The organism is Marinobacter persicus (assembly GCF_002934325.1).
GTDB lineage: Bacteria > Pseudomonadota > Gammaproteobacteria > Pseudomonadales > Oleiphilaceae > Marinobacter > Marinobacter persicus_A.
Genome location: NZ_PTIV01000007.1, coordinates 1 through 21,977 on the forward strand (window position 1 = coordinate 1; position 21,977 = coordinate 21,977).

Consider the following 21,977-nt stretch of genomic DNA (forward strand, 5'->3'; position numbering starts at 1 on the left):
ACCGCCTGATGCGATTCCTGTTCGTCGGGCCAGTGCTTTGCCTGCGGCTTCCTTCAGATTCCACCTCGCGGTGGACACCCTTGCCGTCCGGCTAGCGGTTCCCCTTGCCGGGCCCACAGGGGACTTGCACCCCCAAGTCATCCGGCCAGCACCACCTGTACCGGAACAGCGCCCGTCAAGGCGCTACGCGCCATGCCTGGCGCACCACAAAAAAGCCGCCGAACAGTGCGGCGGCTTTTTTGAAGAACAGACCCCTTAGCGAAGCAGGTCCGTCTCAACGATCTTCGGGGTAATGAAGATCAGCAGCTCCGACCGCTCATCAATCTTCTCGGTGCGTTTGAACAAGCGACCGAGGTACGGGATGTCACCGAGGAAGGGTGTTTTCGTAGTTTGGGTGGCCACTTCTGACTGGAAGATACCACCCAGGACTACGGTTTCGCCATTGGCCACCAGCACCTGGGTTGCCACTTCGTTGGTGTTGATGGAGGGGATGCCCGCAGTAACCTCGCCACGGGAATCCTGGCTGACCACCAGATCCATGATGATCTTGTCATCCGGCGTAATCTGGGGCGTTACTTCGAGAGACAACAAGGCCTCTTTGAACGACACAGAGGTTGCGCCGCTTGAGGAGGCCTCCTGATAAGGAATCTCTTCACCAGACTTGATCGTGGCGGTCTGGCGGTCGGCCGTGACAACACGGGGCTGGGAAACCACTTCAGCCTTGCCATCCGTTTCCAGAGCCGAAAGTTCAAGATCCACAAGGAAGTCACTGCCCCCCCAACCAATGGCGAAGGACGAGGTACCGGCAGCGGTTACACCTAGGTCGACCGCCATGGCACCGGGGAAAGTTATGCCTTCTCGGAAATTCGCTGTATTATCCTGATCACTGCCAGAATCTGCAACGGCTTCCCCAACAGTACCTTGTGAGCCGCCGATGGCAAAAACATTATTATCCTCATTGTCATATGCAGCTCCACCCCAGCGAACGCCCAAATCTTCAGAAACGTTGTTTTGCGCCCGGACGATGCGTGCCTCAATGGATACCTGACGAACCGGAACATCCCAGGTTTCCACCAACCGCCGAATTTCATCCAGCTTCTCGGAGGTCTCACGCACACTGATCGTGTTGGTCCGGGCGTCTGAAGAAACAAAGCCCCGGTCAGAAATCAGATCTTTATCAGCCTGAATCAGCGACACAATATCAGCGGCCTTGGCGTAATTCACCTGGATAATATCGAGGCGAATCGGGGCCAACTCGGCGATTTGCTTCTCGGTCTCCAGCTCCAGTTTTTCGCGGGCGGCGATTTCATCCGCTGGCGCGACCAGCAGGACATTACCAATCTGCCGCTTGTCCAGACCCTTGGTTTTCAGAATCAGGTCAAGGGCCTGGTCCCAGGGCACGTTCTGCAACCGCAGGGTAATACTGCCGCTCACGGTGTCACTGGCCACCAGGTTCAAACCCGTAAAGTCAGCGATCAGCTGCAGTACTGAACGGACCTCGATATCCTGGAAGTTAAGAGAAAGGCGCTCACCGGTGTAGGGGAACTTCTCTTCCCGGCGGGCTTCGGCCTCTTCTTCAGTCAGTTGCTCAACACTGACGGTGAACTCAGACCCAGATTGATAGGCAATGTAATCGTAAGCGCCATCGGGACGAATCTCTACCGTTGCCTGACCGTTTTCCATGAAGGTGTCTATACGCGTAACCGGGGTTGCAAAGTCAGTCACGTCCAGCCGACGACGCAGTTTTTCAGGCACCACCAGATCTGGCATGGTCAAGCGAATACGACCTCCCTGTTCAACCAGGTTTACGGCAGCGGTGCTGCGACCCAGGTCAACAATGACCCGACCCTCGCCGTCTTTACCGCGACGGAAGTCCACACCGGCAATGGCGTTGCCCGCACCAGAAGAGGAAGCCGCTGATTCCCCGCCGGTGTCGGCCACAACCATCTCCCCGGTTGTTTCGGCCGTTTCCTCGGAGTAGGCAGCCACTTCCTGAGGATTCTCACCAATGGTCATAACCAGGGAGTTGTCTTCCTGGCGTGTCTCGTAAGGAACCAGCTCAACAAGGTTGAAAATCAGGCGGGTTCGGCTGCCTGCTTCCACCACCGTCACACTCTGGGCGTTACTGGCTCCCAGGGACATGCTGCGCTTATCCAGACCGCTGCTGGTGTCACGCAGATCCAGGGCAATACGAGCCGGTCGCTCTATGGTGTAACCCGACGTTTCAGGCGGCGTCCCATCAAACTTCAGGACCACCTCCAACGCTTCCCCCGGCAGCGATGTGAAAGATATGTCTTCCAGTGTGACCGCGCTGGCCAGGCTGCTCCATAACCCCACGGCAATTACGCCGGCACAGACCTTGAGTTTTTTGAACATCGCTAGCCTCGACCCCAATACTTTTTCTGCAAACATGGTTCTTGTGTTCATCCTTTGACCGCTCCTCAGCCTTCATCCAGAGACAGGGAGCGCGGGCGTTCAACCCATCCGCCCCGACCATTGGGAACGATTTCAATCAATTCGATACGAGTTTCGCTGATACCGGCAATGCGACCGTAGTTCTGCCCCATGTAGTTACCGGTACGAACCCTATGAACTACCCCGGTGTCATCCTGAATCAACGCATACATAACGCCGTCCTTACTCTCCAGGGTGCCAACCATCTCCAGCTGGTTTATCGAGAAGCTCTCAAGTACTTCCCTGGGACGATCCAGGTCCGGCTCCACTTCACTGACTGGCTGCTCGCTCACCATGGTCAGCTGAACATCCATCGGCGGCTCAAACGGCGCTCGCCGGTCCGCCGCCGAGTAACTGAATGCCTCATAGGCCTTGAATTCAGGAAGAGGCTCAACGTGCCCGCGGGGCTTGGCCCGGGTATCGGCCATAAACTTATCAAGATCCGAGAAGCCGTCATCTGGAGTACACGCCGCCAGCAAAGAGGCAAGACACACACTCAGCCAGGCTTTTCCTGCATGCTTTCCTGTCATGCTCACTCTCCAGCCCGGTAGCGGTAGGTACGGGCAACAACCTGCATATCAAGCTGCTCTCCATCCCCGCCAGTTGGTTTTATGGTTAAGTCATGGAGCGTCACAATCCGGGGCAACCCGGCAACGCTACTCACAAAAGAGGCCAACTCGTGGTAGGAACCCGACACCCGGATATTGATGGGCAATTCGGCATAGAAATCACGCTGAACTTCCGGCTGTAACGCGACCTCCTGCAAGGAAAGGCCGCTGCCAAGCGCCGTATTGGTGATGTCTTCCAAAAGGCCCGGCACTTCCGTTTCGCTGGGCAACTGCCGCACCAGCGCGCCGAAGGTTTCCTGCATCTCTTCCATTTGCTGCTTGAAGGTCTCCAGGTTGGCTACCTGGTAGGCCTTGCGCTCGTAGGTCTGCTTGAGCTCCTGCTCTTTCTGTGCCACACGCTCCAATTGGGCGTACTGGTCCTTGATGAAAAACCAGTAGCCGCCACCCATGATCAACCCAAACACGATCAGCGCAACAATGGCTTTAACCGGTGCTGGCCAAATCCCTGCATTGTTGAGATCAAGATCGTTGATATCGAAATCATTCAGTTTTTTCAGCGAGTCCGCGAGGCTCATTCCTTATCCTCCCCTTCGGGCTCTGGCGTTTTTTGCTGCACAGAGAGGTTGAACTGGCTATAACCGGCCCGACGACTGTCTGCCGCAGATACATTGGACAAGTTAGGGTTGGCGAACCAATCAGATTCCTCGAACTGACGCATCAGATTGGAGATACGGCTGTTGGATTCGGCCATGCCCACGATGGCGATATTGTCACCAGTTTTCTTCAGATCCGTATAGAAAAGCCCATCAGGGAGGGTTCGAACCAGCTCATCAAACACACGGACGATGACCGGACGCTTACCCTGCAGATCCTGAATGACCTGCATGCGCGCCAGAAGCTCATCGCGCTTACGCTTCAGATTCTCAATTTCCTTGATCTGCTTGTTGAGTTCCTGCGTGGCCCGCTCAATGTAGGCATTACGGGATTCCTGGTAGGCAATGCGGCTGTCCATATCGGACTTCCACAGATAAACCAGACCGCCTGCAATAATGACGGCCCCAAGAATCATAACGATAAACTGCTTCTGCTTTTCCGCCCGCAGTTCTTCTCGCCAGGGCCTGAGGTTAATCTTCGCCATCAGTCGAAACTCCTCATTGCCAGGCCACAGGCAATCATCAGCGAGGGGGCATCGTTACCCAGTGCCGATGCGTTGACTCTCGCCCCCACTGACATGTTGGCAAACGGATTTGCCACCAGTGTAGGGGTGCCGGTTTTCTCTTCCACCATTTCGGTCAATCCCTGAATCGAGGAGGTACCGCCGGCAAGCACCACATAATCCACCACGTTGTACTGGCTGGCCCCGAAGAAGAATTGAAGCGCCCGGGCTACCTGCTGAACCACGGCTTCGCGGAACGGCATGAGCACTTCCTCTTCGTAGTCATCCGGCAGGCCGCCCTGCTTCTTGGCGAGCCCCGCTTCTTCCACCGACAGGCCGTAACGACGCTGGATCTCCTCGGTTAGCTGCTTGCCACCAAAAATCTGCTCGCGGGTATAAACCGTTTGCCCCTCGGCCAGCACGCTCAGGGTGGTCATGGTTGCACCGATATCGACCACCGCGACCACCAGCTCCTCGCCTTGTGAATCCAACTGGGGCTCAATCAACGCGTAGGCACGCTCGAGGGCGTAGGCTTCAACATCAACCACTTTGGTGTTGAGGTCGGCAATTTCCATGACGTCTTCCCGGATGTCCACGTTTTCCTTCCGGCATGCCGCCAGAAGAACGTCAACTCGTTCGGGGTTGTCTTCGGAGGGCCCTTGCACTTCGAAATCAATGGCAACTTCGTCAAGGGGGTAGGGAATGTACTGGTCGGCTTCCAGGGCAATCTGGTCTTCCATTTCAAACTCGTTCATGCCCGAGTCCATCTGGATGACCTTGGTAATGACCGCTGAACCCGACACCGCGACCGCTACATTCTTGACGCCGGTGCGGGACTTCGACACCACGCGCTTGAGAACTTCACCCACCGCTTCCACATTGGTGATGTTTTTTTCCACAACCGCATCGGCGGGTAATGGCTCTACGGCATAACTTTCGACCCTGTAACGGTCTCCATGTTTGGAGAGTTCCAGAAGCTTCACAGAACTGGAGCTTATATCCACTCCCAGCACCGCACTGGATTTTTTTCCTGGTAATCCGAACACGCGCTCACCTGTACTGGTTAACTACACCTTGCCCTGGAACCCCGAACCACTCCCTGTTACGGCGATTATCTCAGCGGAGCCCCATCTGTTTTTTATGTAAGAGAATTTTCTGGCTATTCAGTCTACAATGCAATTTTTCAAATTGCAGAGAGATTTTTTCTAAAAGGGAACGAGTTCCCATCTAAAGTAATTTCTCAGATCATAGACCTATATCCAACATTTGTCAGGAAAAAATGCCCTATTTGCTGCGCACGTCTCGTATTTTCGCATGGTTCATGCTGACCGGCCTTAGCATCGGCATCATCGTCGCCTCCAGCCTGTACCTGTACCTACGGCCAAACCTGCCACCGGTACACCAGCTTATGGACGTCAAGCTACAAACCCCTTTAAGGGTGTATAGCAATGACAACAAATTAATAGCAGAATTTGGCGAAAAGAGAAGGGAGCCTGTCACAATCGAAGAGGTTCCCCAGTTGCAGCTGCAAGCTTTCCTGGCTGCCGAAGACTCCCGCTTCTTTGATCACTTTGGCGTTGATATCATGGGCCTGGCCCGGGCAGCCTTCGAACTGGTTTCCACCGGCTCGATTCAATCGGGTGGCAGCACCATCACCATGCAGGTGGCCAAAAACTATTTCCTGACCCGCGACCAGACGTTTATTCGGAAGTTCAGCGAGATACTGCTGGCTCTGCAGATCGAAAGGCAGCTTGATAAAAACACGATCTTCGAGTTGTACCTGAACAAGATCTACCTGGGCAACCGCGCGTATGGGCTGGCCGCTGCAGCCCGGGTTTACTACGACAAACCTGTTAACGAACTTTCTCTGGCCCAAATGGCCATGATTGCCGGCCTGCCCAAAGCTCCGTCAGCCTACAACCCCCTGGCCAATTCGGATCGGGCACTCAAACGCAGGGACTGGATCCTGGGCCGCATGAAGGAGCTGGGTTACATCTCTGAGGACGCCTGGTTGCTCGCTATCCAGGCACCCATCACCGCCAGTTACAACACCCGGGAAATGGAGGTGGATGCGGACTACGTGGCGGAGATGGCCCGGTCCGAGATGGTTCGGCGCTTCGGCGAAGATGCCTACACGGATGGTTACACCGTTACCCTGACCGTCGACAGCAAAAAACAGCAAACTGCCACAACCGCATTGCGCAACGGCCTGGAGGCTTACGACCGCCGACACGGCTTCCGGGGTGCCATAGGCAGCTTTGATGTCGGTGGAATGACGGAGGAACAACTCTCCGGCCAGATGCGCAACTATGTCCCCGTGGAATCGCTGATTCCCGCCGTTGTGACTGGCATTGACGATGAGGCAGGCACGACACGGGTACACCTTCGCGACCTGGGCCCGGCGGCCATGCCATTCAGCACCATGAAGTGGGCGAAGCGCCATCGCACGGAAAACCTGACCGGTCCGGCGCCGGAAAAGCCGTCGGATGTTGTCTCAAAAGGCGACGTTGTTTATGTGAAGGTCATGGATACGCCGGTTGCAGGCAACGATGAAGGCGGCAAGCCCAGCAATCAGGAGCGGCTGCAGGTCGCACTGGCGCAGGTACCCCGGGTCGAAGGCGCGCTGATCTCGCTGGATGCCCAGACCGGCGCCATCGAGGCGCTCAGTGGCGGTTACAGCTTCAACCAAAGCAAATACAATCGTGCCAGCCAGGCGGAACGCCAGCCCGGTTCCAACTTCAAACCTTTCCTGTATCTTTCCGCCCTGGCCAATGGCAAAACGCCTGCAACTGTCTACAACGATGCCCCCATCGTGTTTGACGACTCGGAGCTGGAGACCGCCTGGCGTCCACAGAACGCTTCCGGGCAGTTCTATGGCCCCACCACCCTGCGTGAAGGCCTGTATCGCTCACGCAACCTGATTTCGATTCGACTGTTGCGGGATCTGGGTCCGGAAACCACGCTGGACTACCTGAAGCAGCTGAAAATCCCCACGGACAAAATGCCGAAAGACCTGTCCCTGGCCCTGGGTAGCGGTCAACTGACACCCATGGAGCTGGCGCGCGGCATCGCCGTCATTGCCAACGGCGGTTACGACGTGCAGCCTTACCTGATCAACACCATCAAGGAGTCCGACGGCACCGTGGTGTACGAAGCACCCGAGACCATTCTCTGCGATGATAATTGTGAGGATCTGGCCGAAAACCGAAATAAAGCGCAAATTGACTCGGAGGCACTACCGGAAACCAAAGGCATGGCCCTGCCCGCCTCTGCCGATGATAGTGACACCCCCCGCATCATGCGCCGCCTGGCCGACGAGCGAGCCGTCTACATCCTGCACTCCATGATGCGCGACGTGATTGAACGGGGCACCGGCCGACGCGCCCTGGCGCTGAATCGCAGCGATATTGCCGGCAAGACCGGCACCACCAACCAGCAGAAGGACACCTGGTTCAGCGGCTTCAACCATGACCTCGCGACAACCGTCTGGGTAGGCTTCGATCAGCCCGCCCCTCTTGGTCGTGGCGAATACGGCGCATCCACCGCCCTCCCCATCTGGATCGACTATATGAAAGTGGCCCTGGAGGGCACGGAGCCGAAAACCATGCCGCGCCCCAACGGGATTGTCAGCATCCGGATTGACCCGGAAACCGGAGAACGGGCTCGACCAGGCAGCGACAACGGCGTGTTCGAATTATTCCGTACAGAGCAGGCCCCCGCTCCACTGCCGCCAGAGAACCATAATGACAATGGCGCCAGCGAGGAGCCGGACGACCTCTCCCGCCAGATTTTCTAAGGCCCCGGCTGACCGGAAGCCAGACACAAAAAAACCGGCGGGATCTCCGCCGGTTTTTTTATGAAGCCAGAACAATCGATCAGATAATGTCGTCCATGGACTTCAGTGGATAATGCGCCGGGTACGGATTACGGGCAACACCGGAATCCACTGCTGCGCGCGCCACGGCAGCAGGCACCATTTCCAGCAAACGCACATCCATCGGCTTGGGAATGATGTATTCCTTGCCGAACTCAAGACTATCCACACCATACGCCTCACAGATTTCCTGAGGCACAGGCTCCTTGGCCAGTTCACGGATCGCGTGAACCGCAGCCACTTTCATCTCTTCATTGATGGTCGTCGCGCGAACGTCCAGGGCACCACGGAAAATGAATGGGAAGCCCAACACGTTATTCACCTGGTTCGGGTAATCCGAACGACCGGTTGCCATGATCAGATCATCGCGGGCAGCCAGGGCCACTTCGGGGCTGATCTCCGGGTCCGGATTGGAGCAGGCAAACACAATCGGGTTTGGCGCCATTTTCTTCAATTGATCGGCGGTCAGAAGATCCGGGCCCGACAGGCCGAGGAACACATCCGCGCCTTCAATAGCATCATCCAGTGTGCGCTTGTCCGTCTCGTTGGCGAACATGGCCTTGTACTGGTTAAGATCCTCACGACCAGAGTGGATCACACCCTTACGGTCAAGCATGAAGATGTTTTCAGGGCGGATCCCGCAACTGATCAACAACTTCGTGCAGGCAATGGCGGCGGCACCAGCGCCCAGACAAACCACCTTTGCCTCTTCGATTTTTTTACCCTGCAGCTCAAGGGCATTGATCATGCCGGCTGCAGTCACGATTGCTGTACCGTGCTGGTCATCGTGGAAGACTGGCACGCTACATTTTTCGATCAGCGCACGCTCTACCTCAAAACACTCCGGTGCCTTGATGTCTTCGAGGTTGATACCACCAAAGGTATCGGCAATACGCTCAACGGTTTCGATAAACGCTTGCGGGCTTTCGGAATCGACTTCGATATCGAAGACATCGATTCCGGCAAAGCGTTTGAACAGTACGCCTTTGCCTTCCATTACCGGCTTGCTCGCCAGAGGGCCGAGATTGCCAAGACCCAGGATGGCGGAGCCGTCAGAGATCACGGCCACCAGGTTGCCCTTGGCGGTGTACTTGTAAGCATTCTCGGGGTCCTTCGCGATCTCTCGGACCGGTTCGGCAACCCCGGGGCTGTACGCCAGGGAAAGGTCGCGGGAGGTGCGGGTGGGCTTGGTGATTTCAACACTCAGCTTACCCGGCCGCGGTTTGGCGTGATATTCAAGGGCTGCATCTTTCAGATCTTGAGACATTGCCACTGTTCCGTTTGTCACGTTTTAGAGTTAGATCCGGCCCGATCTATGTCAGGCTGGAAAGCCATTATGGCCCGGACATTTGGAAACAACAACCCACACGAAAGGCCTAAATGCATCCGTCAATAGTGCATTTGGCCAACATCGAAAAAAATTGTGTCCCAAAAACGAAAAAAGCGCCCGTAGGCGCTTTTTTCTGATATTTCGGTACGGCTTATTACTTCTTGCCGCCGGCGATGCGACCACCGAAACGCTTGTTGAAGCGCTCGATACGACCGCCGGTGTCCATTACCTTCTGCTTACCGGTATAGAACGGGTGGCACTGGGAACAGACGTCCAGCTGCAGATCCTGGGTAAAGGTGGAGCGAGTCTTGAAGCTGTTACCACAAGAGCAGTTAACAGAAATCTCTTCGTACTTCGGGTGAATACCTTCTTTCATGGCGAACCTCTTTCGGTCATGCCGCTACCCGATCACCCACTGAAAAACCAGCGTCAGCGCCAGGCACCGCATGTTTGAATCCATTGAAAAGACCGTGCACAATCAAGCCCGGCCATAAACAGACCGCGAATCTTACTGACAAACCCGGCTCCAGGCAAGTATCTTCAGCACCGTCAGCCGACAGCAAGCGCCCATGCCCGGCGCCACCCCCTGTTTTCAGCCTTTTTTCAGGATAGGCATATACCGTGACACCGCCCGCAACCGCTCGCATTGCACTCAACCGCCCGTTGCGGCGTCTGTTCGACTACACCATTCCGGACCGCCTGAACCTCCAGCCCGGCCAGCGGGTGAAAGTGCCGTTTGGCCGCCAGACCCTCACCGGCTTGGTGGTGGAAACCGGAGTGGAGCCACCCACGGGCATCACGCTGAAGCCGGTCAGCGGCGTCCAGGAAGAGTGGCCAGCGCTGCCGGAAAACACCCTGCGATTACTCAGTTGGGCCAGCGACTATTACCAGCACCCGCTGGGCGAGTGCCTGTTCACCGCCCTGCCGCCAGCGCTGCGCCGCGGCCGCCCAGCCCACGAAAAAGCCGATGAACACTGGCACCGGCAAAAAACTGACATCACGCTGGCCGCCAACGCCCATAAACTGAAGGCCCTATTGGAAGCCATCACCGAAAAACCGGGCATTTCCTCCAGCGACCTTGTGCAACAGGGCTTCACCCGCGCTCAACTCCGCAACCTCGAGGGCAAGGGGCTGATTGCCGCCGGGGAAGCACCCAAGACCTCAACAACGGTGTCACCTCAGGGGCTTCCCGCACCACGGCTGTCTGACGCTCAGCGAGAAGCCGCCAGCAAACTACCGGAGCAGACGGGCCAGTTCTCCGCCAGCCTGCTCTACGGCATCACCGGCAGCGGCAAAACCGAGCTTTACCTGCACTACCTGAAAGAACACCTGCAATCGGATGAGCAGGCCCTGGTTCTGGTGCCGGAAATCAACCTCACCCCACAAACCCTCGCCCGTTTTCGGCGTTATTTTGGGGACCGGATCGTGGTCTGGCACTCGGCCCTGAACGACGGGCAACGGCTGCGCACCTGGCTGAAAATCCGCAACGGCGAGCCGGTCATTCTCATCGGTACCCGATCCGCCGTACTACTGCCATTCACCAACCTGCGCTGCATCGTGGTGGACGAGGAACACGACAGCTCCTACAAACAGGGTGAGGGTTTTCGTTACTCCGGACGGGACGTCGCCGTCTACCGTGCGCACTTGAACCAGTGCCCGGTGATCCTGGGCTCCGCCACTCCTTCCCTTGAATCCTGGCACAACGCGAGGCAGGGCAAGTACCAGCTGATCGCACTGGAAGAGCGGGCAAACAACGCCCAGCCGCCGGAACTGACCCTGCTGGATATCCGCAGCCGCCCACTGGAAGCAGGCCTGGCCCGGCCAGCGCTCAACGCCATCAGCGATACCCTGGCCCGGGGCGAGCAGGCGCTGGTGTTCGTCAACCGCCGGGGTTACTCGCCGGTGATGATGTGCTTCGACTGCGGCCATCTGGAAGAATGCCCCCACTGCGACACCCGCCTGACCTATCACCGCCGCGACCGCGCCATGCGCTGTCACCACTGCGATCACCAGCAGGCCGCCACCTCCGCCTGCCCGAAATGTCAGAGCGAAAACTACAAACCGGTCGGCCAGGGTACCGAGCGCACCGAAGACACCCTGGCAGAGACTTTCCCCGAAACCCCAGTAGTGCGGGTGGACAGGGACAGCACCCAACGCAAGGGCAGCATTCAAGGCATCCTGGACAAGGTTAACAGCGGCAAACCCTGCATTCTCGTAGGTACGCAAATGCTGGCCAAGGGTCATGACTTCCCGAAAGTCACCCTGGTAGTGGTGGTCAACGCCGACGGCGGGCTGTTCAGCGTGGATTTCCGCGCCCCCGAACAGATGATCCAGACCCTGTTGCAAGTGAGCGGACGTGCCGGGCGAGGGGATAAGCCCGGCAAGGTCCTGATCCAGACCTGCCACAGTGATCACCCGTTGCTGAACGCCCTTTGCCGGGGCGATTACCCCACCATTGCCGACCAACTGATGGCCGAGCGCGAGAGCGGGCAACTCCCCCCCTTCCGGGCCATGGCCGTGCTGCGCGCCGAAGCCGACACCATGCAAGCCAGCTTGCAGCTGCTGGACACCATCAAACCGATGGCGCAAACGCCCGGCGTTGAGGTCTGGGGCCCCCTGCCCGCCGTCATTGCCCGCAAAGCCAACCGGCACCGGGCGCAACTGATTCTGTGCAGCAATCACCGAAAGCAACTGAACCGACAACTCACCTATCTTTGTCACCACCTGGATCAGAGCAAGCTTCCAGGCGGCACCCGCTGGATGGTGGATGTGGACCCACAGGAAACCGGCTGAAAATACGCGGCCACATTCCTTCCGTGCCTTTTGCTTACACCCCAACTTTCCGCGATAATACCCGCCTTCTATTTTCAACGGGCGCCCTGCCCGACACCCATTCTTCTGTGAACCGAGTCGTCTGACAGCATGAAAGAGACCGTATCCGAGCTTCTCCAGTCTGCGCTGGCCGCCCTGCAATCCGAAGGTACCCTGCCGGCGGACCAGACCTTCACCCCCCAGGTTGGCAACACCAAGGACAAGGCCCACGGCGATTACGCCTGCAACATTGCCCTGGCCGCCGCCAAGGCCGCGGGTTGCCCGCCCCGGCAACTGGCCGAGGCCCTGGTGGCCAACCTGCCAGAAAGCAAGGCCGTCGATAAGGTCGAAATTGCCGGACCCGGCTTTATCAACTTCTTCATGAGCACCGCCAGCGCATTCGGCATTGTCGAAGACATCCTGGCGGGCGGCGAGCAGTTCGGTCGCAACCAGAATGGCAAGGGCGAAAAGGTCCAGGTGGAATTCGTTTCCGCCAACCCCACCGGCCCGCTGCACGTCGGTCACGGACGGGGCGCGGCCATCGGCGACAGCCTGTGCCGCCTGCTGGAGGCCAACGGCTACAACGTTACCCGGGAGTTCTACTACAACGACGCCGGCGCCCAGATCAACAACCTGGCCCTGTCCGTTCAGGCTCGTGTAAAAGGCCTGACCCCGGAACACGAAAGCTGGCCCGCCGATGGTTACCGTGGCGACTACATTGTCGACGTGGCCAACGCCTACCTGGCTGGGGAAACCGTGACCGCCGACGACCGGGAAGTCACCGCCAAAGGTGATCCAGACGACCAGGATGCCATCCGGGAATTCGCCGTCGCCTACCTGCGCCGGGAACAGGACTTGGACCTGAAGGCCTTCGGCGTTCAGTTCGACGTCTACTTCCTGGAATCCTCGCTGTACGAAAATGGCAAGGTGGAAGCAACCGTCAAGCGCCTGCAGGAAAACGGCTACACCTACGAGCAGGACGGCGCCATGTGGCTGAAAACCACCGAATTCGGTGACGACAAAGACCGCGTGATGCGCAAAAAAGATGGCGGCTACACCTACTTCCTGCCGGATGTCGCCTACCACCTGGACAAGTGGCAGCGCGGCTTCAGCATCGTCATCAACGAACAGGGCGCCGACCACCACTCCACCGTGACCCGCGTGCGCGCTGGCCTACAGGCCCTGAAAGCCGACATCCCCCAGGGCTGGCCCGACTACGTACTGCACCAGATGGTGATGGTGACCCGCTCCGGCGAGGAAGTAAAAATCTCCAAGCGTGCCGGCAGCTACGTCACCGTACGCGACCTGATCGACGAAGTGGGCCGCGACGCCACCCGCTACTTCCTGGCCGCTCGCCGTGTCGACAGCCAGCTCACCTTCGACATTGATCTGGCCCGCTCACAAACCAACGAGAACCCGGTGTACTACATCCAGTACGCCCACGCCCGCATCTGCAGTGTGCTGCGTAAACTGGCCGAAGCCGGAGTGCAGCGCGGCCGGAACGAGTGCGTAGGTGATCTTTCTATCCTTGCCCTGGATGAAGAGAAAGAAATCGCCAACCAGCTGGCCAAATACCCGGAACTGGTGGCCAACGCCGCACTCCAGCGTGAACCCCACCACATCGCCCATTACCTGCGCGACCTGGCGGGACTGTTCCACACCCATTACAACGCCCATAAGGTGCTGATTGAAGACACCGCCCTGCGCGATGCCCGGGTGAGCCTGTACCTGGCCGTGCGCCAGGTCATTGAAAACGGCCTGGGCCTGCTGGGCGTAAGCGCACCGGAGGAGATGTAAGCCCGCCATGGCCAGGGATTACGCCAAAAAGAACCGGCCAACCGGGAAAGGGGCCGCGGCACCGAAAAAGAAGCCGGCCCCCACCCCCAAGAAAGCCGCCAAACCCAAGGCGAGTGCCCCTGCACCCGCCCAGCACGGGAGCCTGTCTTTGAAGTGGATTCTGTCTCTGGCCGTTGTCGGCTGTTTCATCGGCTTTATCGTCTACCTGAACACCCTGCCCGGCGGCAAAGGGCCCACTACGCCTACTTCAAGCCCCGCCAGCTCCCAGGTAAGTGAGCCCAAACAAACAGCCAAGTCTGAACCGGCACCGAAAACCGCCGCCCCGGACAAGCAGGAGCAAAAATTCCGCTTCTACGACATGCTGCCGGAATCCGAGGTAGAGCCCCCCGACGTCAACGACTACGCCCCGGGCCCGGACATCCAGGATTTCGACTACGTGGTCCAGGCTGGCTCCTTCCGCAACCAGCAGGACGCCGAACGCCTGCGCGCGGAAATCGCCTTCCAGGGCCTGCGGGCCCACGTCCAGACCGTAGAGCAGGACAATGGCAGCATCTGGTACCGCGTCAACGCCGGCCCATTCAAATCCCGCAGCAAGATGAACTCGGCGGTGGACAAACTCGTCTCCATCGACATCCAGCCGCTGGTGCGGAAGATTCCGAAGGAAGGCTAAAAGAAAGGCGACTAGCACTCTGTTTAGCTGGCCAGGTTGGGGAAGGCTTTCCAAAAATTTGTGGAGCCAGGGATGGCGGAACATAAGCGCCACATGGATGTGCCGCCAGGAGCGCTTTTTGGAAAGCCTTCCTCAACCTGGCCATGCACCAAATCCTCAGGCCCAGTAGGCCACCTCACTCTTGAATTCCTGCCCGCTGCCTCCATAACATCGGAATAACCATTCCAAACAGGCAACTGGAGCCCGAATGACTACCATAGTTTCCGTCCGCCGAGGCGACGAAGTCGCCCTCGCCGGCGATGGCCAGGCCACGCTCGGCAACACCGTAATGAAAGGCAACGTGCGCAAGGTTCGGCGCCTGTACAACGACAAAGTAATCGCAGGCTTTGCCGGCGGCACCGCCGATGCCTTCACCCTGTTCGAGCGCTTCGAAGCCCAGCTGGAGAAGCACCAGGGCCACCTGACCCGCGCTGCCGTGGAACTGGCCAAAGACTGGCGTACCGACCGGGCCCTACGCAAACTTGAAGCCTTGCTGGCGGTGGCCGACAAGACCACGTCCCTGATCATTACCGGTAACGGCGATGTGATCGAACCCGAGCAAGGGCTGATCGCCATTGGCTCCGGCGGCCCCTATGCCCAGGCCGCAGCTCGTGCCCTGCTGGAAAACACTGAGCTCAGCGCGCACGACATTACCGAGAAGGCCCTGGATATTGCCGCCGACATCTGCATTTACACCAACCACAACCGCACTATGGAAGTGCTGTCCACCAAAGAGTGACCGGAGCGACCATGTCTGCAATGACTCCCCGTGAGATCGTCCACGAACTGAACAAACACATCGTGGGCCAGGAAGAAGCCAAACGCGCCGTCGCCATCGCCCTGCGTAACCGCTGGCGCCGCATGCAGCTGGACAGCAGCCTGCGCGATGAGATCACCCCCAAGAACATCCTGATGATCGGTCCCACCGGTGTGGGCAAAACCGAAATCGCCCGGCGCCTGGCCAAACTGGCCGATGCCCCGTTTTTGAAGGTGGAAGCCACCAAGTTCACCGAAGTAGGCTATGTCGGACGCGATGTGGAATCCATCATCCGCGACCTGGCGGATATGGCGGTTAAAATGCTTCGCGAAAAGGAAATGAAGCGCCACGAGCATAGAGCTATGGACGCCGCCGAGGAGCGTATTCTGGATGCCCTGATTCCGCCCCCCCGGGACCTCAGCGAGGACAGCCAGCGCACCAGCAACGATTCTTCCACCCGCCAGCTTTTCCGCAAGAAACTGCGCGAAGGTGAGCTGGACGACAAGGAAATCGAGATTGAGCTGCGTAGCGGCGGCGCCGGCGTGGAGATCATGGCCCCTCCGGGCATGGAGGAAATGACCAATCAGCTGCAGAGCATGTTCTCCAACATGTCGTCTGACAAGCGTAAGACCCGAAAGATGAAAGTGGCCGATGCCATGAGGCAGGCCCGGGACGAGGAAGCGGCCAAGCTGGTCAACGAGGAAGAGATCAAGCAGAAAGCCATCCAGGCCGTGGAGCAGAACGGCATTGTGTTCCTCGATGAAATCGACAAGGTCGCGAAACGTTCAGAAAACACCTCGTCCGACGTTTCCCGCGAAGGCGTTCAGCGCGACCTGCTGCCGCTTATTGAGGGTAGCACCGTGAGTACAAAATACGGTTCCGTTCGCACGGACCACATCCTGTTCATCGCCTCTGGTGCGTTCCACCTGTCCAAACCCTCGGACCTGATTCCGGAGCTGCAGGGCCGCCTGCCGACTCGTGTCGAGCTCCAGGCCCTGACGCCGGAAGACTTCAAGCGCATCCTGACCGAGCCGGACGCCTCGCTGGTGCAGCAATATGAAGCCCTGATGGCCACAGAAGGCGTAAAGCTGACGTTCGCCGAAGACGCGATCACCCGCCTGGCGGAAGTGGCTCACAAGGTGAACGAAACCACGGAGAATATCGGTGCCCGCCGTCTGCACACGGTGCTCGAAAGGTTGCTGGAAAGCCTCTCGTACGATGCTGGTGACCAGGTTAGAGACAGCTTTGAAGTGACGGCGGCCTATGTTGACGAAAAACTTGGCGAACTGGCCGAAGATGAAGACCTGAGCCGCTATATTCTCTGAGCATCCAGGCACCATAAAAAAGGCCGGGAGGGTAACCTTCCGGCCTTTTTTGTTCGTGTGCACCCGACCATCAGGAATTGCCACTCTGTTCCGCCAACGCGGCGGTCGAGGAACGGGCCGGGCGCAGGTAGCGGCCGAAGCCAGCATTTCTCAACGCCAGATCCACACAGCTTTTGATGACATGGGGTGAATCCAGAAGCAGCACATCGTCCAGCAATTGCATAGCCCACTCTCGGCTGACATTACGAATCACCGATTTCACTTTCGGCAGGCTTGCGGCGTTCATGGATAGCGAATCATAGCCCATCGCCATCAGCAATACCGCACCACCCGGATCGCCGGCAAGCTCACCACAGATGCCAACCGGCTTACCCACCGAATGGGCATCCTGAGCCACCCTCACCAGCGCCTGAAGTACCGCCGGGTGGTAGGAATGATACAACTGGGCCACCCTCGGGTTGTTGCGATCGACCGCCAGCAGGTACTGGGTCAGGTCGTTGGAGCCCACCGACAGGAAGTCCACGCGCTCCGCCAACTCACGAATCTGGTAAACCACACCAGGCACCTCCACCATCACACCCACCTTGGGCATGTGGATCTGGTAGCCTTCTTCGCGCACCTCGTGATACACCCGGTAGATCAGGTGCAATGACTCTTCCACTTCGGAAATGTTGCTGATCATCGGCAACATGATCTGCAGGTTATTCAGCCCCTCGCTGGCCTTGAGCATGGCCCGCACCTGCACCAGGAAGATTTCCGGATGATCCAGGGTCACTCGAATGCCGCGCCAACCCAGGAAGGGGTTTTCCTCCTGGATGGGGAAATAGGTCAAGGCCTTGTCGCCCCCGATATCGAGCGTGCGCATGGTCACCGGATTGGGGGCGAAAGCTTCCAACTGCTCCCGGTAATATTCCCGCTGCTCCTGCTCGGAGGGGAAGCGGTCCTTGATCATGAACGGCACTTCCGTCCGGTACAGCCCGATCCCCTCGGCACCATGGGACAGCGACCGCGCAACATCGGTCATCAGCCCGGTGTTCACCAGCAACGCCACCCGGTGGCCATCGGTGGTTTCACAGGGCTTGTCACGTAGCGCTTCCAGGCCACGGAAGAGCTCGTCCTCCTCATCGCAGATTTCCTGATAGAACGCTCTGAGATCTGGCGAAGGCGAAGCAAAAAGCTGGCCTTCAAAGCCGTCCACAATCAGCTCCTTACCATCCAGCTGATTCACAGGAATGTCGACCAGCCCCATCACCGTAGGCACGCCCATGGCCCGGGCCAGAATGGCAACGTGGGAGTTACTGGAACCCTTTACCGACACCAGGCCAACCAGATGCCCCTTCGGAACCTCACCAAGCATGGCCGGCGTAATTTCCTCGCTGACCAGCACCGTGCGCTCCGGGTATTCCAGGGTTTTTTCTTCGCCTTCCTGCAAGCGGGACAGCAGGCGCCGGCCAAGATCCCGGATATCCACCGCACGCTCGCGCAGGTAATGGTCATCCATCACCTCAAAGTGGCGAATGTACTGCTGCACCACTTGCTTGAGTGCGCCCTGCGCCCAGATACCTTCATGAATGCGAGTGGCCACTTCGCCCGGCAAGGCCTGATCGCCGAGCATGCTCAGGTACACATCGAACAAAGCCAGCTCTTCCGGGCGTAGCTGGGACGACAGGCGCTTGGCCACCCGCTGAATGTCTTCACGGACAGTTTGCACCGCCGCACGGAATAGCGCGAGTTCCTGTTCAATATCGTCGGTGGGCTTTTCCGGCACAACATCCAGATCCGCCGTGGAATAAACCACCACACCGGTACCAATGGCGACACCCTGGGCACCGGGGACACCACTGAAACAGATATCTTTGGTTGCTTCACCGGTCAGCGACAGACCACTGATGGCGCCGGTCGCTTCGCTGTGCGCAATAACACTCGCCAGCTGGGCCGATACGGTGACCAGAAAGGCTTCTTCGCCCTCGTCAAAGCACCGTGAGCTTTCCCGCTGCTGAACCACCAACACGCCCAGCATGCGCCGGCGATGGATGATGGGAACACCGAGGAACGAGCGGAAACGCTCCTCGCCAGTTTCAGGAAAGTAGCGATAGCGGGGGTGCGAAGGGGCGTCTTCAAGATTAATCGGTTCTTCACGGGCACCGACCAGGCCAACCAGGCCTTCCGAATAACCCAGACTGACATTGCCCACCGACTCCTGATACAGACCTTCCGTAGCCATCAGGATGTAGCGGTTTGAAGACGGATCAAGCAGATAAACGGAACAGACTTCTGTGGCCATGGCCGCCTGCACCCGCGATACAATAATACCCAGCGCCTCGTGCAGATCGCGGGCGGCATTTACCTCTTGTACTATGTTTCGCAAGGTGCTCAGCATCAGGTCAGTCCGTCATTGATGGTATTCCTTCCGGCGCCGGTTTTGCTCACGGCTCCGAAGCCACTGCTCCATATTGTGAAACAGCCGGGGTGCGAGCTCACGCAACGCGCGTCTGTACACTTCTCTTTTGAATGAGACCACCTGTCCCAACGGATACCAGTAGCTTACCCACTGCCACCCGTCGAATTCCGGTGAATCGGTGCCATCTACGCGTACATGCGCATCTGGCGACAACATCCTCAGCAGGAACCATTTCTGTTTTTGCCCCACGCATACGGGGTGCGAGTTATGGCGAACCATCCTCCTGGGAAGCCGGTATCGCAGCCAGCCCCGGGTGCAGCTGATGATTTCCACATCACTGGCACTGAGGCCGATTTCCTCTGCAAGCTCCCGGTACAGTGCATCTTCGGGCGATTCGTCATCTTTGATACCGCCTTGTGGAAACTGCCAGGAGTCCTGCCCTATTCGCCTTGCCCAGAGAACTTCGCCCCTGTGGTTGGCCAGAATGATTCCGACGTTGGGTCTGAAACCGTCCGAGTCGATCACGGCACAGTCCTCTTGATAGTCGGCAGCCGGTCATTTTTTAACCGGCGATAATTGTCCAAGTTGCTCTCATTCTTGCAGAATCCCAAGGCATGGGCAAACACAGCCTGAACACAGCGCTCATGGTAGACTGTGCACTTTGCTACAGAGCCTTTAACAACAGGAGGACGCGGCTTGACGCTCGCAATTTTTGATCTGGACAACACCCTGCTGGCCGGCGACAGCGACCATGCCTGGGGAGAGTTTCTGGTAGAAGAAGGTATGGTGGATGCCGAGGACTACAAGCAGGCCAATGATCGCTTTTATCAGGAGTATCTGAATGGCGAGCTGGACATCTTCCATTATCAGCGTTTCATCCTGCAGCCGCTGAGCCGCCACAACATGGAAGAACTGGAGGCCTGGCGCGAGGACTTTATGCGCAAAAAGGTCGCCCCGATGATGCTGGACAAGGCCGCGAAGCTGCTGGCAGAGCATCGTGAGCAAGGCCACACTCTGATGATCATTACCGCCACCAACCGGTTTATTACCGAACCGATTGCCCACAAGCTTGGCGTGGAACACCTGATTGCCACCGAACCGGAACTGGTAAATGGCCGATTTACCGGTGAAGTGGCGGGCACACCCAGTTTTCAGGAAGGCAAGGTGGAGCGCCTGAACGACTGGCTGGCCGGCAATGGCGAAAGCCTGGCTGGCGCCTGGTTCTACAGTGATTCGCGCAACGACGTACCGCTGCTTGAGAAAGTGGAAAACCCGGTGGCAGTCGATCCAGACCCCACCCTTGAGGAGATCGCCCGGGAACGCGGCTGGCCAGTCATGTCTTTGCGGGATTAACCCTCCGGGGCTTTGCTGATCCGGCAAAGCCCTTTTAACAAAGAAGGTACGTTTAACCTTCCGAAGCGGCGTGTGCAGCGTAAGCGGTGGCGTCCATCAAACCATCCAGCTCGCCGGCATCCTCCAGCTGTACCCGGAAAAGCCAGCCATCACCGTACGGATCTTCGTTGACCAGTTCCGGCTCGTCTTCCAGCTTTTCGTTGACCTCAATAACCTCACCGGTCACAGGGCTGAAAATGTCCGAGGCAGACTTTACCGATTCCGCCACACCGGCTTCCTCTCCTCCGGTCACGGTAACGCCCAATTCCGGAACGCCGACAAAAATAACATCGCCCAGCTGTTCCTGGGCAAAATCGGTAATACCGACCGTGGCAGTGCCGTCGTCAGCAACCCGAACCCATTGGTGAGTTTCGATGTACTTGAGAGTGGCAGGTGTCTCGCTCATGTTCATAGGTCCTGTTCAAACTTTTGCGCAGTTTAACCGAAGAGTTCAATTCCAGCGAATGCTTCGGGCCAGCTCCATAAATGCGTTGAGATAATCCACCTCGGCATCCAGTTCCCGGAACCCCAGAAAGATCTGCTTGGGCATTCCCTCGCGCCCTAACCGCAGAGCTTTTATGGGCATCTGCCGGGCGTATTCATCCACCAGCCAACGGGGCAAAGCCGTCACTCCACGCCCCGCCGCCACCATCTGCAGCATGATATCGGTGGTCTCGATGGTTTTATGGCGCCCCGGCGAGGCATGAGCCGGCAGGAAAAAACGGGTGAAAATATCCAGGCGCTCTGCGGCCACCGGGTAGGTAATGAGTGTGTCCTTTGCCAGTTGCGTCGGTTCTGCCCATTCCTGCCTGGCCAACGGATGCCCGGAGCTGACCACCAACACCTGCTCATAATCGAATACCGGTTCAAACTGCACGCCCGGGCGGTGCAGTGGGTCTGGCGTGACCAGCAAATCAATGTCATGACCAAACAGCGCGCCCATGCCGCCGAACTGGAATTCCTGTTTTACATCCACGTCTACATCCGGCCATTGCTGCAAATACGGCCCGACAATTTTCAACAACCACTGATAACAGGGATGACATTCCATGCCGACTCGAAGGCTGCCCCGCTGGCCCCTGGCAATCTGCTGCACCAGCATTTCAGCATGCTCGAATTGCGGTAGCAGGCGGTTTGCAAGGGTCAGAAGCTGCTCGCCCGCCTGGGTGAACCGTAACTGCCGCCCCTCGCGCACCCACACCGGCGTGCCGAGTTGCTGCTCCAGTTTGCGAACGGCGTGGCTAAGCGCTGACTGGGTCAGATTCAGCTGCTCTGCCGCAGCGGTCAAAGAGCCCTGACGCTCGATAGCCCTGAAGATTTCCAGATGGTTTCGTTCAATCATGCGCGCCCTATCCGTGAATTTTTTTCATTGGTCAGTGAAATAATACCATTTTTATTCATT

General features: G+C 58.0%; 18 protein-coding genes. 7 read left to right on the plus strand and 11 right to left on the minus strand.

All coding sequences use genetic code 11. The annotated features are described in order from the left end of the window. Positions 1-255 precede the first annotated feature (255 nt). The 5 genes from BY454_RS05550 to BY454_RS05570 form a co-directional block, all read right to left on the minus strand. Entirely contained in the window at positions 256-2,376 is a 2,121-nt protein-coding gene (locus BY454_RS05550) for a type IV pilus secretin PilQ (RefSeq protein WP_374953538.1), read from the minus strand. A gap of 65 nt (positions 2,377-2,441) precedes the next feature. Further along, positions 2,442-2,984 carry a pilus assembly protein PilP gene (locus BY454_RS05555; protein WP_104416931.1) on the minus strand — a complete coding sequence of 181 codons (543 nt, stop codon included), beginning with the start codon at positions 2,982-2,984 and terminating at the stop codon, positions 2,442-2,444. A 2-nt stretch (positions 2,985-2,986) separates the two neighbouring features. Next, positions 2,987-3,598, minus strand: a complete 612-nt coding sequence (locus BY454_RS05560) for a type IV pilus inner membrane component PilO (protein WP_104416932.1) — start codon at positions 3,596-3,598, stop codon at positions 2,987-2,989. Beyond that, positions 3,595-4,161 carry a PilN domain-containing protein gene (locus BY454_RS05565; RefSeq protein WP_104416933.1) on the minus strand — a complete coding sequence of 189 codons (567 nt, stop codon included), beginning with the start codon at positions 4,159-4,161 and terminating at the stop codon, positions 3,595-3,597. Before BY454_RS05565 ends, BY454_RS05560 begins: the two co-directional genes overlap by 4 nt. Further along, entirely contained in the window at positions 4,161-5,225 is a 1,065-nt protein-coding gene (locus tag BY454_RS05570; RefSeq protein WP_104416934.1) for a pilus assembly protein PilM, read from the minus strand. Before BY454_RS05570 ends, BY454_RS05565 begins: the two co-directional genes overlap by 1 nt. A 233-nt stretch (positions 5,226-5,458) precedes the next feature. Between BY454_RS05570 and BY454_RS05575 the strand changes: the two genes are divergently transcribed. Then, positions 5,459-7,975 carry a penicillin-binding protein 1A gene (locus BY454_RS05575; RefSeq protein ID WP_104416935.1) on the plus strand — a complete coding sequence of 839 codons (2,517 nt, stop codon included), beginning with the start codon at positions 5,459-5,461 and terminating at the stop codon, positions 7,973-7,975. 79 nt (positions 7,976-8,054) lie between these two features. Here the strand turns inward: BY454_RS05575 and BY454_RS05580 are convergent, their stop codons facing one another. Both BY454_RS05580 and rpmE read right to left on the minus strand, forming a co-directional pair. Continuing rightward, positions 8,055-9,320, minus strand: a complete 1,266-nt coding sequence (locus BY454_RS05580; RefSeq protein WP_104416936.1) for a malic enzyme-like NAD(P)-binding protein — start codon at positions 9,318-9,320, stop codon at positions 8,055-8,057. 217 nt (positions 9,321-9,537) lie between these two features. Then, complete coding sequence (rpmE, locus tag BY454_RS05585; protein WP_104416937.1) at positions 9,538-9,759, minus strand: 50S ribosomal protein L31; 222 nt, start codon at positions 9,757-9,759, stop codon at positions 9,538-9,540. Between the two features lie 245 nt (positions 9,760-10,004). Here rpmE and BY454_RS05590 point away from each other — a divergent pair, with 245 nt between their 5' ends. The 5 genes from BY454_RS05590 (at position 10,005) to hslU (ending at position 16,782) form a co-directional block, all read left to right on the plus strand. Further along, a complete protein-coding gene (locus tag BY454_RS05590; protein ID WP_104416938.1) occupies positions 10,005-12,176 on the plus strand; it encodes a primosomal protein N' in 2,172 nt (723 codons plus the stop codon). Positions 12,177-12,305: 129 nt separating this feature from the next. Next, entirely contained in the window at positions 12,306-13,991 is a 1,686-nt protein-coding gene (gene argS, locus BY454_RS05595) for an arginine--tRNA ligase (RefSeq protein ID WP_104416939.1), read from the plus strand. A 7-nt stretch (positions 13,992-13,998) separates the two neighbouring features. Then, positions 13,999-14,661: an SPOR domain-containing protein gene (locus BY454_RS05600; protein ID WP_104416940.1), complete on the plus strand. Its 663-nt coding sequence runs from the start codon at positions 13,999-14,001 to the stop codon at positions 14,659-14,661. A gap of 247 nt (positions 14,662-14,908) precedes the next feature. Then, entirely contained in the window at positions 14,909-15,439 is a 531-nt protein-coding gene (gene hslV, locus BY454_RS05605) for an ATP-dependent protease subunit HslV (RefSeq protein ID WP_104416941.1), read from the plus strand. Between the two features lie 11 nt (positions 15,440-15,450). After that, complete coding sequence (gene hslU, locus BY454_RS05610; RefSeq protein WP_104416942.1) at positions 15,451-16,782, plus strand: ATP-dependent protease ATPase subunit HslU; 1,332 nt, start codon at positions 15,451-15,453, stop codon at positions 16,780-16,782. A 70-nt stretch (positions 16,783-16,852) separates the two neighbouring features. On the opposite strand, the gene ptsP is transcribed toward hslU, so the two are convergent. Continuing rightward, a complete protein-coding gene (gene ptsP / locus BY454_RS05615; protein WP_104416943.1) occupies positions 16,853-19,162 on the minus strand; it encodes a phosphoenolpyruvate--protein phosphotransferase in 2,310 nt (769 codons plus the stop codon). 12 nt (positions 19,163-19,174) lie between these two features. Beyond that, a complete protein-coding gene (locus tag BY454_RS05620; protein ID WP_104416944.1) occupies positions 19,175-19,708 on the minus strand; it encodes an RNA pyrophosphohydrolase in 534 nt (177 codons plus the stop codon). 171 nt (positions 19,709-19,879) lie between these two features. On the opposite strand from BY454_RS05620, the gene BY454_RS05625 reads away from it, so the two are divergent. Continuing rightward, complete coding sequence (locus BY454_RS05625) at positions 19,880-20,536, plus strand: histidinol-phosphatase (RefSeq protein ID WP_104416945.1); 657 nt, start codon at positions 19,880-19,882, stop codon at positions 20,534-20,536. Positions 20,537-20,588: 52 nt separating this feature from the next. Here BY454_RS05625 and gcvH read toward each other — a convergent pair whose 3' ends face one another. Beyond that, positions 20,589-20,981 carry a glycine cleavage system protein GcvH gene (gene gcvH / locus BY454_RS05630; RefSeq protein WP_104416946.1) on the minus strand — a complete coding sequence of 131 codons (393 nt, stop codon included), beginning with the start codon at positions 20,979-20,981 and terminating at the stop codon, positions 20,589-20,591. Positions 20,982-21,026: 45 nt separating this feature from the next. Next, complete coding sequence (locus BY454_RS05635) at positions 21,027-21,917, minus strand: LysR family transcriptional regulator (RefSeq protein WP_104416947.1); 891 nt, start codon at positions 21,915-21,917, stop codon at positions 21,027-21,029. Between the last annotated feature and the right edge of the window lie 60 nt (positions 21,918-21,977).